Raw genomic sequence first — 13,868 nt, 5'->3', positions numbered from 1 at the left:
GTTGTTAACTATTTTTTAATTATTCCTTAACAATTAACATTCTGGTAACCTTGCTGTAACAATGCGATAACACAGCGGCAATACTTTTGTGCCTGCGATCAATCTATATCAACGAACGAATCCAACTTAGAGTGAAACAACCTATATTGTCTACACTGTTATGTGTATGCCTGTTTCTGTGCAATGCACTGCATGCTTCTATTACCGATAATGGAAAAATAACCGGGAAAGTGACCGATAAAAAATCGGGTGAAGCGCTTATTGGCGTTACCGTTATCGTACAGGGAACTTCTACCGGCGCTGTAACGGACGTAGAAGGTCGTTATACACTGAATGTAACTCCGGGTACCTATACACTTGAATTCAAGTACATGGGTTACCAGACGAAAGCTATCAGCGAAGTAGTGGTAAAAGCGGGCACTCCTGTCAGCCTGCCGGTAATCCTGGACGAACCGCAATCAAAAGAATTAAAGGAAGTGGTGATCAGGGGTTCTTTCAAACAGGAAACCATCAACGCATTATATACTACACAAAAGAACAGCCCTGCAGTATCTGACGGGATCTCTGCTGATGTGATCAAAAAGTCTCCCGACCGTAGTACAGGTGAGGTATTAAAACGCGTAAGCGGTACTACTATCCAGGATAATAAATTTGTAATTGTACGCGGACTGAGCGACCGTTATAACGCTGCAATGATAGACAATGCCAGCCTGCCAAGTACAGAACCTAACCGTAAAGCATTCTCTTTCGATATCATTCCTGCCAACATGATCGATAACATCGTTATCACCAAGTCGGCTACACCAGATCTGCCAGGCGACTTTGCAGGTGGTGTGATCAATATCCAGACAAAAGAAATCCCTGAACAACATTTCTTCGATATCTCTGTAGGTACAGGTATGAACACTGTATCTACTTTCCAGCCTTTTAAAACCGGTTATAAAAGCAGTACAGACTTCTTGGGATTTGATAATGGTAAACGTCAGTTGCCTTCCAGCTTCCCTACTACCAACCAGATTCTCAATAACCAGTTAACACGTGAACAGCAGCAGAATGTTGAACATTCTCTGAACAACGATTACAATATCAAAGAAAGAAAGGGATTACCTGCTGTGAACTTACAGGCTACTTTGGGAAACCATTGGACAACTAAGAAAGATGGTAACCTGGGTATGATTGCAGCGATCACTTATTCTCACAATGAAACAGTGATGAAAGATGTGATCAGGCATTATGATAACTTCGATTACATAGATAATGTATATAAATACTCTTCCAACCTGGGTGCGGTATTTAACCTCGGCTATTCTGCCGGTAAGAGTAAGATTGTATGGAAGAATCTGTACAACAGAATATTTGATGATAACTTCCTTTTCCGTGAAGGTGATAACCTCAGTAGCTCTAAGTATATTAACTACTATGCTTTTGATCTTATACAGAAATCATTGTTTAAAACTGCTGTAGAAGGTGATCATCAGATAGGTGAAGGACAGAACAAGATCAACTGGTTAGTATCTTATAATAAAGTAACAAACAATCAGCCTGATCAGCGTAAAAATTCTTACGGAAGGGCTATTGACAATCCGGCTGCACCGCTGGTTGCAGATGTTACTTCTATTGGTAAGGCTAACAACCGTTTGTTCTCTGACCTGAATGAAAATATTTACATCGCTGATGTAAACTATACGCATCCGTTCCGTTTTATGAATAATAAAAGTTCATTAAAGATTGGTGCGTTAGGCCAGTATCGTAGCCGTGAATTTCACGCACGTTACATTGGTTTGAAAATGGATGAACTGAAAGAGGGTGGAAGTGAGATTGCACAGCGTCCTATTGCTACTTTATATGGTAACGATGCTATCAATGATGGTTATTATTTACTGGATGATATTACTGCTGATGCAGATCAGTACAAAGCCAACACCTTAACTACAGCGGGTTATGTGCAGTTTGATAATCGTTTCTCTGATCGTCTCCGTCTGGTATGGGGAGTACGTGTAGAATCATTTAATCTGCAACTGAAATCTCCTGTAAATAATCCTGCTATAAAACTGGATAATACCTGGACAGACTTCTTACCTTCTGCGAATTTCACTTATTCACTGAATGAAAGTTCTAACCTGCGCGCTTCTTATTACAGAACTGTAGCAAGACCGGAACTGCGTGAAATAGCGCCATTGTCTTACTATGATTATGAAATGTCTTCACTGATCAATGGTAATACTAAACTGGTACGCAGCCAGATCGATAACGCGGATATCCGTTATGAACTGTTCCCTAAAGCAGGTGAAATATTTTCTGCTTCTGTGTTCTACAAACACTTCAAGAATCCGATAGAAAATAAAGTTACTTCAGGCGGTTTAAGTCAGTATGATATTACTCCTTATAACTTCCCGAGTGCATACAATGTAGGGGCTGAAATAGAGATCCGCAAAAAACTGGGATTCCTTGCTGAGAACAGTTTTCTGAAGAGTACTACTTTTTATGCAAACCTTGCTTACATCAAATCAGTGGTGCAGGATAATACAATTGTGAATGCGAAAGACAGACCATTATCAGGACAATCAAATTATGTGATCAATACCAGTTTGTCTTATGCACTGCCTAATGATAAAGTGAGTTTTAATCTGTTGTACAACCGTATAGGACAGCGTTTATATTTAGTAGGAGAAGGTGGTGGAGCTGATGGCAGCGGTAAGCTGGGTAATATTTTTGAAAGCCCGCGTAACCTGCTGGATTTCCAGGCTAGTCTGAATATGAGTAAGCATAGCAGTCTTCGTTTAAATGTAAAGGATATCCTGAATGCAAAGTACCAGTTCTACTATGATCAGAACGGAAATAAGAAGTGGGATAACACAACTTTTACGAAGGGATCCATCAGTACAGGTAAAGATTATCTGTTGCAGGAATACCGCCCGGGTAGCACGTTTACGCTTACCTATACTTACAGATTATCTAAGTAATAATATTTAATATATACATCACAGTTAGTTAACAAATACATCATAGGGTAACCTTATTTTTGAATTCTTAAACAATTGAAACATTTCCATGAAAAGGTATTTACTTGGTTTAATCGCGCTTAGTTCTTTAAGCATTCTGTCTTCCTGTAGCAAGGACGATAACAACAACAATGGTGGTAATAACGGTATCGACAGCAGTGCATATGTTACACTGAAAGGTGACATTTCTGCTAACCAGACATTATCAGCCAGCAAAAAATATATACTGCGCGGTTTTGTGTATGTAAAATCTGGAGTAACCTTAACTATCGAACCAGGTACAACTATCCTGGGTGATAAGGCTTCTAAAGGTTCACTGGTAGTTTCCCGTGGTGGTAAACTGATGGCAGAAGGTACTGCTTCAAAACCAATCGTCTTCACGTCTTCTCAGGCACCTGGTGCGCGTAGCAGTGGAGACTGGGGTGGTGTGATTTTGCTGGGTAAAGCAAAAATTAATCCAACCGGTGGCGAAGCTAAGATCGAAGGTGGTCTGATTCCAACTGCAGGTGGTGATGAAAAAACTTATATCTGGTACGGTGGTACTGATGATACTGACAATTCAGGTTCTCTGAAATATATTCGTATTGAGTTTGCAGGTATTGCATTTTCTGCGGATAACGAAATCAACGGTTTAACAATGGGTGGTGTTGGTAGTGGTACCAAGATCAGTTACATCCAGGTTTACCGTTCAGGTGATGATGCTTTCGAATGGTTTGGTGGTAGTGTAAACTGCGATCACCTGATAGCAAGCTGCTCTAAAGATGACGACTTTGATACTGACCTGGGTTTCTCTGGTAAAGTACAATTTGGTGTTGCACAGCGTTACAAAACTATTGCTGACCAATCTGGTTCTAATGGTTTTGAATCTGACAACGATGCAAATGGTTCCGCACTGGCTCCACAGACTTCTGCTACCTTCTCTAACATGACTATCGTTGGACCATTCCAGTCTGGTAGCAGTGGTTCAGCTGATGCTAACTACCAGCATGCCGCTCAGATCCGTCGTAACTCTGCAATAAGCATTTACAACTCTTTGCTGATTGGTTTCCCTTATGGTCTTTATATCGATGACAGTAAAGTGAGCGTTCCTTCTGCTACTTCACAGAATGCTATTGATGGCAGACTTGTATTCAAAAACAATATCATTGCCGGTTGTACTAATCCATTTAAAGGTGAGTGGATAACTGCTAATGCTGCTGCATATAACACATGGTTAGCTGCCAGCAACACAACAATTCAGACTGCTGTTACAGATGTATTGCTGAAAGATCCTTACAAATTCTCTGCTACTGTAGCAACTACTGTAGGTACTCCAAGCTTCCTGCTGGGTACTGGTTCTGCTGCATTAACAGGCGCTGATTTCACTGGTCTTACAGGTTTCACAAGTGTAGTTTACCGCGGTGCATTTGATGGTACTACTGACTGGACTACCGGTTGGGCTACTGCAACTGCAGAAACTAACGTTTACTAATAAAGGGAATAGCTAGTACATATAAAAAAGGCTCTCTGCGCAAAGCAGAGGGCCTTTTTTTTGTTACATACTTTTTTATCTTCTTATAAAATTTAACACTCATAATTGATAAAGTTAATATTGGGGTAACAGTCCCTTAACACGTGGTAGTTATTTTTGGTATCTGCGAAAAGAGTAAGAAACCTATATTGCGAACTGGATCTTCTCCCGCACCTTTATCGATTCCCGGTAATGTTTTTGCCTGTATATCATGCCAGTACTTTCCTTTAGAGAGTATGTATGCCTATGCCGATTCTGCACTGAAAGGTTCAGATTTTAACAAAAAATTACCACACATATTCAACAAATCAATTTGTAATTTGTTGATAGTGATACGTATGCCTATGTGTTAACATTAACTTAATATTGTGTTAACATTGGCATAATGTAATGGAGATAGGTTTGCGTCAAAATTACTAAAGACGTGAATAAGATTTACTCTTCACTCGTGTTATTTGTAAGTATCCTTATACTTTCAACAACCAACTTAAAAGCGCAGGTCACTTCTTCTCAACTTACGGGTAAAATCGTGAGTGCAAAAGGGGAAATGCTTCCCGGCGTTACTGTATTAGCTGTAAATACAAGTACAGGTACCCGTTATGGCGGACAAACAAATGCAGAAGGCCGTTACCTGATCAACAACCTGAATCCAGGAGGTCCTTACACCATTACTGTAACTTTCATAGGTTATAAGAAAGAAGAAAGAATAGATGTGAACCTGGGATTAGGTAGCACTACTTTCAACTTCCTGCTGGCTGACGAATCTACTGCTTTAAGTGAAGTAGTAATAAAAGGCAATAACACTGGTAAAGCCGGTGGTTTCCGCGTAGGACAGAATGCACTGAAAACACTGCCTTCTCTGAACCGCAGTTTCCAGGATTTTACCCGTGCTACTCCACAGAGTAATAACAACTCCTTCCTGGGTACCAACTACCGTTATAACAACGTAACCCTGGATGGTGCTATCAATAATGATGCGATTGGATTCAGTCCTTCTTTGGGTGGACAGAGCAACAGTTCTGGTCAACCAGGAAGCAGTACCCGTACCAACCCGGTATCTCTGGATGCGGTACAGGACATACAGGTTTACCTGGCTCCTTATGATGTGAAGATTGGTAACTTCTTAGGAGGTAGTATCAATGCTGTTACCCGTAGCGGTACCAATGAGTTCCATGGTTCTGTATACGGTTTTGGCCGTAACGCTTCCCTGATCGGTAAGAATAATGCAGGCGACGGTTCTAAACTGCCTTCTGATTTTCATGATTACCAGACAGGTGTTCGTTTAGGTTTCCCTATCATCAAAGACAAACTGTTCTTCTTCACCAACGCAGAAATTACCCGCAGGAATGATCCTGTTATCCTGGGTGCAGGTTCTTCAGATATGAAACTGCTGACTGTAGATCAGGCACAGCAGATCAGACAGCATATGCTGGATCTGGATGTTTCCAAAACCGGTAAATACGATCCGGGAACTTACGGTAACTCCAGTATCTATTCTAACTCTAATAAGTTCTTCAATCGTTTAGACTGGAATATCAATGATAAACACCAGTTATCTATCCGTAACAATACTATCAGATCACAGGCTACTAACCTGGAACGTGATCAGCAGAACTTCCGTTTCAGCGGTATAGATTACAAACAGGTAAATAACCAGTCATCAACAGTAGCAGAATTGAAAAGCCATTTTTCAAATACTGTTTCAAACAGTTTGATTGTTGGTTATTCTGATATTCATGATTACCGTAATCCAACTTCTGATCCTTCTTTACCTCAGATCCAGATCGCTTCTAACGGTGGTACTATCTTCTTAGGTACAGACCGTGAAGCTGCTATCTTCAACATGAAGCAGAAAACGTTTGAGTTTACTGATAACGTGAGCATCTTCAAAGGCAGAAACAATATCACTATCGGTACACATAACGAGTTTTACAACATCACTTATGGTTTTGTAAACTCATGGAATGGCCGTGTGGATTATAAAACTATTGCAGACTTCCTGGCAGACAAGCCTAGCCGTGTACGTGGTAACTTTAACTACACTGATAACTCCCGTGATTACATCATGGATAATCCATCAGCTAAGTTCAAGATTGGTTTGTACAGCGTTTACGCACAGGATGAGATCCAGGTATCTGATCGTTTCAAGATCACTCCGGGTATCCGTTTTGACTACACCAACCTGCCTAATAAGCAAGCGTTGAGCGACAAGACCGTAAATGCAACTGAAGACGCCAACTACGGTACTACTTATACTTATACCAAACCTAAAGATATCAGGAACAAGTACCTGAACAATGTGCAGATCTCTCCACGTTTAGGATTTAACTTTGATATCAATGGCGATCAGAGCCTGGTATTACGTGGTGGTACCGGTTTATTCACCGGCCGTATTCCTTTCGCATGGTTAGGTTATGCTTATTATAACAATGGTACCAGCTACGGTGCTTATGATAAGAAATTCGGTTATACCAGTGCAGCAGATGCTCCTGTAGCAGGTTCTAATCCAATCTCTGTAAACAATCAGGGTGCTGCGCAGTTTGTTGCTGCACAGGGTGTGAATGTACATGATGCTACCGGTGCTACACAGGTAGACTTAATAGACAACAACTTCAAGATGCCGCAGATGTGGAGAAGCAGCCTGGCATTAGATTATTCTACTCCTGATCAGTGGCGCTTTACCCTGGAAGGTATTTATACCAAGACCATTTATGATCTGAAATTCCAGCAGGTGAACCTGGTAGATAATCCTACCTACATGATCTATGATACGCAGAAACAACAGCCTATCTACAGTGGAGCAAAGATCAACTCTAAGTTTACCAATGCTTACCTGTTATCTAATACTAAAGAAGGCTACCGTTACGGTATTACCGGTCAGGTTAGCAAAACCTTCAAACTGGGTCTGAATGTATCTGCAGCGTATACTTATGGTCAGTCTAAAGACATCACCAATGGTATCCGTAACTCAATGGAATCTAACTGGCAGTTAAACCAGGCATTGAGCCCGAATAATCCTAAACTGGCTTATTCTAACTTTGATATCCGTCACCGTATCGTAGTAACAGCTAACTACAAAGTTGACTGGATGCACAATGGTCGTTTCATTGCTAATTTCGCCGCATTCTTCAATACCTCTTCAGGTGTTCCGTTCACTTATGGTTTCGTAAATGCTACTATACAGGGTACACCACAGCAGTTAAGTTTAGCGTACATTCCAAAGGACCTTACAGAAGCACGTCAGTTCTTTACTGCTGCTAACCAGAGCCAGGCAGATGCGTTTTTTGCTTATATACAGGGCGACAAATACCTGAGCACCCGTAAAGGTCAGTTCACTGAACGTAACGGTGGACGTACTCCATGGAATACACAGGCTGACTTCCGTTTCACACAGGATTTCAACTTTAAGGCTGGTAAAGCTACACATACACTGTCGCTTACTTATGATATCGTGAATCTGACTAACCTGTTGAACAAGAACTGGGGTGTTCAGTACTTCTCACCAAATACATTCAACTCAACTGCAAGTGTAGGTTTAAGTACTGCTACTGCTGGTACTCCTACTGCATATCCGGTGTATACCTGGTCTAACCCTGGTACTCCGTATTCAAAGGATTTCTTTGCAAGCAGACACCAGATGCAGTTAGGTTTAAGATATAGCTTCTAAGGAATTGTTAATACGCTGGTAATGCTGGGATAACAGTGAAGTAATATAGTGAGGTTATCTTTAGCATATCAAATTTGAACGTAAGCGTAGATTTTCATAAGCTGTTTTAATTGACCGTCCCGGGAATTCTCCCGGGACGTTTCTTTTTTATATTTATCAGCTTGTTTGTTCTTTGGGAGAGAGTGCTTTAATTGATCTTTTTAAACAGCTTACTGGCATAACCCTTTTGGGAAATACCTTTCAGCCAGTCATCCACCCTGATGGCGGAATCTCCTGACTTTTGCACCTGAAGATATTGAGAGAGGGAGTCGGTTCCTGTGATAATCAGTTTTACACCATTACCGTCTGCCAGTACTTTATAGACACCTGTGACGTGATGGGATTTCGCATCAAATGAGAATTGACCATTGTTTCCGAATATATAAGATGCAGAGTCTGTAGAGGCGATGGCGCTCCACGTAGTATCAGGGTATGGCATCTTTGCGGAAAGCTGCCAGGTGCCTGCCACATCTATTGAAGGTGTAGCTTCCGTATCATTTTTCTCACAGCTGCATAACAGGAAGAGTAGCAGCAGGGTGGTACAAAGTGATCTCATGCATACGAGTTTATATATTAGACGTGAAACGGTTGACTATGTTACATCTGGTCGGCGACAAAAAGGGGCAGGTGGTCGATTAGGGAGCTCCCGGGGAGCCTGAACTCTAATAATGGCAGAATGATATACTGGCTCTGGCAGGGAGCCAGTATATGTTTAATTACTTAAAGGCCCAGTTTTGAAGCGTACTTCTCAGGATTCTTATCAAATACCCGCTTACAGGTAGCTGAACAGAAATGAAGGGTATCTTTTTTATAGACACTCCATTCAGGATATGCTGTATCATAAGGCATTCCACACACGGCATCCGGGAACTTACCGGCTATTGCAGCTTCATGTGCCTGTTCTACTGGTTTTGCGGTTTCCGCAGGCATCTCTTTTTTAGGTGCTTCATTACAAGCCGCTAATAATCCCGTCAACAGGCAGATATAAAAAGTTCTCATCATAATACCAGTTTTCAGGCGGTAGCCTCGTTATCTTTAGTGATACGCATTACCAGGGTCCTGAAGTATACTTTCAGGGACATTCCTATCACAACTCCTGCCAGCAGGGCCATGGAAATGATCAGTCCTGTAACGGTCAGGATCATTGAAACCAGTTTAGGCAAATAAGGTAAAGCCAGTCCAATGAGGGCTATGATGAATATATTACGGATCTCAGTACGATATTGTTTAATAAGGCCGGTCATATTAGCAAGATTTGATCTCAAATTTACGGCAAAAGTTTAAAAACGGGGGGAATCCTTTGATATCTATATAAACGCTATTTTTAACTTATTATGATGGGGAAGGCCAACTTTTTCATCCATTTAACCTAAATACATTCGTTATGAAGAAGCTCTTTGCTATTTTATTAGCTATACTGCCTGTACTGTTATATGCTCAGGATATGCCAACTCCACAATGGCGGCCTGTATACCATTTTACACCGGTTAAAAACTGGACGAATGATCCCAATGGGTTGATTTACATAAACGGCGTTTATCATCTGTATTATCAGCATAACCCTTTTGAGAATAAATGGGGACATATGAGCTGGGGCCATGCTACCAGTCGGGATTTGTTGCACTGGCAGCACCTGCCGGTAGCTATTCCTGAAAAAGAAGGCAAGGATACCACTACCTGGATATTCTCAGGTTCTGCGGTACTGGATGTTACTAATACAAGTGGTTTTGGTAAAAATGCGATCGTAGCTATTTATACGGCAGATCAGCCTAAACAGAAAAAGGAGTCTCAGTTTATTGCCTATAGCAATGATGGGGGGCTTACTTATACCAACTATGCGGGTAATCCTGTGATAGATATACAACGGCCTGATTTCCGTGATCCCAGTGTGATAAGGGTGGGAGATAAATGGGTAATGACTGTAGCTGTGCCTGATGACAGGAAAGTACAGTTCTATGGTTCTGCTGATTTGAAGAAATGGGAATTGCTGAGTGAGTTCAGTAAACAGGGGGATAACCGTAAGATATGGGAATGCCCATCTTTGACGCCACTTTATGTAGATGGTGATCCTGCAAAGAAAAAGTGGTTGTTGATGGTATCTTCGGGTAACCAGGATGCAGCTACGGGGATGCAATATTTTACCGGGGATTTTGATGGGAAGACGTTTAAGAATGATAATCCTGCGGATGTGCAGTTATTCGTGGATTATGGTCGTACATTTTATGCTGCTATTCCATATAATAACCTGCCGGATAACAGGCAAACTATGCTGGGCTGGTTAATGCCCTTTGAAACAGGGACTTATCCCTGGAGAGGACAGATGTCTATTCCAAGGGATTTAATGCTGAAGACTACGCCTTCAGGCATTCGTTTGTATCAGCAACCTGCTGCCGTGTTGAATGCTTCTCTGGATAAATTACCTGCGGCTAAGAAAGTATTTAAGAAGAATGTTACTGTTAGTGATGAGCTTACATTGAAGGGGATCAATAGTAATAGTTACTGGATAGATGCCACATTTACACCTGGTACAGCAACTGATTTTGGATTTATTGTGGCGGGCGAAAAGATAGGATATGATGTAGCAGGTAAAAATCTATATATCAGTAGAAGTAATTTAGGGGTAGTCTCAGGAGAGAAGATAAGAATACAATTACTGTTTGATAAATCCTCCCTGGAAGTGTTTGTAAATGGAGGAGAGCTGGTATATACTACTTTATTGTTCCCTGGAAAGGATGATACAGGGATTAGTATTTATGCAGATAAGGGGAATGTGAAAGTAGATTCTCTTAGAGTATGGGACCTTGGTAAGTAATTGAAGAGCTTCTGATAAGGTTTATCTTACGCTTATCCTTCGCTTTTTAGCGTAAGACAAGCGTAAGATAAACCTTATCAGAAGCCGTTTTGTTCCTGTTTACTACCAGATTACAACACGTGCACTATCCGGAAGCATCATTTTGCTGTCAGGACCACAGCCCCATGCTTCAGCAAATTCTTTCAGATGAGGCAGCGGGCCGTTAATACGGTTTCTTGCAGGAGAATGAGGATCTGTCTGAACCTGGTTACGCAGGGCAGCTTCTGTGCTGTTACCATGCCATACCTGACCCCAACCCAGGAAGAAACGTTGTTTCCAGGTATATCCATCAATAGGTTTTGGTTCCGGTTTGCCTTTCAGTGATTTTACCAGTGCATAGTAGGCCAGGGTAAGACCACCTAAATCAGCTGTGTTTTCACCGATGGTGAGTGCACCGTTGATATGGAAACCAGGTAATACTTCTATACCATCAAAGTAACGGATGTACTTATTAGACAGGGCCATAAAGTTTTTACGGTCTGCATCTGTCCACCAGTTCTTGAGGTTACCTTCAGCATCAAACTGTGAACCCTGGTCATCAAAACCATGGGTGAACTCATGACCTATTACAGCAATGATACCACCATAGTTGATAGCATCATCCGCATCAGCATTGAAGAATGGAGGTTGCAGGATACCTGCAGGGAATACTACTTCGTTGTTCAGCGGATTGTAATAGGCATTCACTGTCTGAGGAGTCATACCCCATTCGCTTTTATCTACCGGTTTACCTATTTTATCTAATGTTTCTTTATGTGTGAAGTGACTGGCAGAAACAATGTTTTCTATCAGCGTACCTGGTTTGATATCGATGGTAGAGTAGTCTTTCCATTTATCAGGATAACCGATTTTGTATGTGAAAGAAGCCAGTTTTTTGTGGGCCATCTTCTTGGTAGAATCGCTCATCCAGGTAAGACCGTCTACTCTTTCGCCGTATACGGTACGAACGTTTTCGATCATTTCAGATACTTTCTGTTTGGAGCTTTCCGGGAAATATTTCTTTACAAAGAGTTTTCCCAGCGGCATACCCATAATGCCGTCTGTAGCGCGGATAGAGCGTTCCAGGCGGGGTTTCTGCGCTTTGGTACCATGCATAACGGTAGCAAAGAAATGGAAGTTTTCGCTGTCTATTGGTTTAGGCAGGTAACTGGCAAAATGAGAGAGTGTCTGCCAGCGCATCCATGTCTTCAGTGTTTCCAGCGGAGTGCTTTTTAAGAGGGCAGCAACGCTTTTTACGTAGGGCTTGTCCTGGATGATCAGGGTATCAGGTTTAATGCCCTGGATCTCTGAATAAGCATCCCAGTCGTAGTCCGGTGCCAGTGTTTTCAGCTCACTGAAAGCAGCTTTGTTGTAAGTTTTAACGGGGTCACGCAACTGTACGTTTGACAATTGCAGTTTAGCCATTTTGGTTTCGAATTCCAGGATGGTAGCACCTGGGTTCGCATCTTTAAATCCAGCCTGGGTAAATTGTTTGTCAACGTGTTTAACGAATTCGTTGCGTACATCTTTTGTACTGGAATCCTGTCTTTCGTAATAGCTTTTTTCCCCCAGACTAAGGCCATCCTGGCCTTCATACACCGCATTCATTTTACTGTTGCGGGCATCGGCATCTACGCCAAAGCCAAAAGCACCGGAGATACCGATGTTCTGTAATTCGCCTGAAACTTTTGCATAATCTGCAAATGATTTGATGGCATTGATCTTATCAAGATAAGGTTGGAGTGGGGTAATACCCAGTTTCTCAATGGTAGCAGTGTCGAGGAAAGAGCGGTAGAAGTCGGAGATCTGTTGTTCTTCGGTACCTTTTTTCAGGTCTTTCTCATCTGCCAGTGTAAGGATGATGCCTTTGAGGCGAACTTCCTTATTTTGTTTGTCCAGTACGTTAAAAGCGCCCCAGCGGCTCTCTGTAGAAGGGATGGGGTTGTTCTTCTTCCAGTTGCCATTTACAAATCCGTCAAAGTCATCACAGGGTTTAACTGTGGAGTCAATTGAACTTAATTCAAAGGCTGGTGTTTTGGTTGAATCGGCCCCTGCCTGCGTAGTTGTGTTGGTGTTGCAGGCCGTCATCAGAGTAACGGCAGCCAGCAACGGGAGTTGTAACTTCATAAATAAAACAGGTTTATTTTTTATGAAGATAGCTAAAACAGGGCATCTACGGCGTTCAGGGGCGGGTGTTTTTGACAAACGGCGTTTTGCAGGGGCCGACAGTGGGTGGTTTGCCTACTGTTTAGTAGGTTTGTAGTGCGTTAAAACGGAAATTGCATGACATTTAGCTTTAGAATATTCAGAGCGCTTACCAGTATCAACTTATTTTTCTCGGGATTCTTTTTGATGATGTTACTAATGACATTATTATCAGGAGCGGTGCAGGTGTTGGTATTTTTAATTTTGATAGGCGCTGTATTCATCCACTCTATCCTCTCTCTGTACCTGCAAAAAAGTCTGATGGACAAGTCCATCTCCCTGAAAGAAAGTACACCAACAGGTATCTGGATCATGGGTGCTTTTTCTCTTATTTATGCAGGTATATTGCTTGTTACCTGTTATGTTGTACTGGCTTATCATGATAAGGTGATGGAGGAGATGTGGAAACAGATGGGTCAACTGACGGAAGAACAAAAGAAACAGATTACGCCGGCAATACTGAACAGTACCATGAATGCGATTATCGGATTCTTTGGCATATTCGGACTGATGATCATCGGCAATACTTTTCTGTCGTTTAACTTTTTAAATAAGTGGAAGAACAGAGAAGATACAACCGACATTGATATTAACCTGGAAAGTTAAATTTTAAGC

General features: G+C 41.7%; 9 protein-coding genes. 5 read left to right on the top strand and 4 right to left on the bottom strand.

Going from position 1 to position 13,868, the window contains the following annotated elements; all coding sequences use genetic code 11:
- Nucleotides 1–131: 131 nt before the first annotated feature.
- The 3 genes from BMW86_RS08215 (at nt 132) to BMW86_RS08205 (ending at nt 8,179) form a co-directional block, all read left to right on the top strand.
- A complete protein-coding gene (locus tag BMW86_RS08215; protein WP_143056525.1) occupies nt 132–2,963 on the top strand; it encodes a TonB-dependent receptor in 2,832 nt (943 codons plus the stop codon).
- An 88-nt stretch (nt 2,964–3,051) separates the two neighbouring features.
- Nucleotides 3,052–4,473, top strand: coding sequence for a hypothetical protein (locus tag BMW86_RS08210; RefSeq protein WP_089780743.1), 1,422 nt, complete (start codon nt 3,052–3,054; stop codon nt 4,471–4,473).
- A 463-nt stretch (nt 4,474–4,936) separates the two neighbouring features.
- Nucleotides 4,937–8,179: a TonB-dependent receptor gene (locus tag BMW86_RS08205; RefSeq protein WP_089780741.1), complete on the top strand. Its 3,243-nt coding sequence runs from the start codon at nt 4,937–4,939 to the stop codon at nt 8,177–8,179.
- A gap of 187 nt (nt 8,180–8,366) precedes the next feature.
- Here BMW86_RS08205 and BMW86_RS08200 read toward each other — a convergent pair whose 3' ends face one another.
- From BMW86_RS08200 to BMW86_RS08190, 3 genes are all read right to left on the bottom strand, one after another.
- A complete protein-coding gene (locus BMW86_RS08200; protein ID WP_089780740.1) occupies nt 8,367–8,774 on the bottom strand; it encodes a hypothetical protein in 408 nt (135 codons plus the stop codon).
- Nucleotides 8,775–8,938: 164 nt separating this feature from the next.
- Nucleotides 8,939–9,220, bottom strand: coding sequence for a YHS domain-containing protein (locus tag BMW86_RS08195; RefSeq protein WP_089780738.1), 282 nt, complete (start codon nt 9,218–9,220; stop codon nt 8,939–8,941).
- Nucleotides 9,221–9,231: 11 nt separating this feature from the next.
- Nucleotides 9,232–9,462 (bottom strand): hypothetical protein, encoded by a 231-nt coding sequence (locus BMW86_RS08190; protein ID WP_089780735.1) that lies wholly within the window; start codon nt 9,460–9,462, stop codon nt 9,232–9,234.
- 140 nt (nt 9,463–9,602) lie between these two features.
- Between BMW86_RS08190 and BMW86_RS08185 the strand changes: the two genes are divergently transcribed.
- Complete coding sequence (locus BMW86_RS08185) at nt 9,603–11,030, top strand: glycoside hydrolase family 32 protein (RefSeq protein ID WP_089780733.1); 1,428 nt, start codon at nt 9,603–9,605, stop codon at nt 11,028–11,030.
- Nucleotides 11,031–11,132: 102 nt separating this feature from the next.
- Here the strand turns inward: BMW86_RS08185 and BMW86_RS08180 are convergent, their stop codons facing one another.
- On the bottom strand, nt 11,133–13,175 hold the full coding sequence (locus tag BMW86_RS08180) for a M13 family metallopeptidase (protein WP_089780731.1): 2,043 nt from the start codon (nt 13,173–13,175) through the stop codon (nt 11,133–11,135).
- 156 nt (nt 13,176–13,331) lie between these two features.
- On the opposite strand from BMW86_RS08180, the gene BMW86_RS08175 reads away from it, so the two are divergent.
- Nucleotides 13,332–13,859: a hypothetical protein gene (locus BMW86_RS08175; RefSeq protein WP_143056524.1), complete on the top strand. Its 528-nt coding sequence runs from the start codon at nt 13,332–13,334 to the stop codon at nt 13,857–13,859.
- The last annotated feature ends 9 nt before the right edge of the window (nt 13,860–13,868 follow it).

The sequence above is a fragment of the Chitinophaga sp. YR573 genome (genome assembly GCF_900110995.1).
Lineage (GTDB): Bacteria > Bacteroidota > Bacteroidia > Chitinophagales > Chitinophagaceae > Chitinophaga.
Note: the sequence above shows the minus strand (reverse complement) of the source record. Positions and strands in the feature narration are given on the sequence as shown.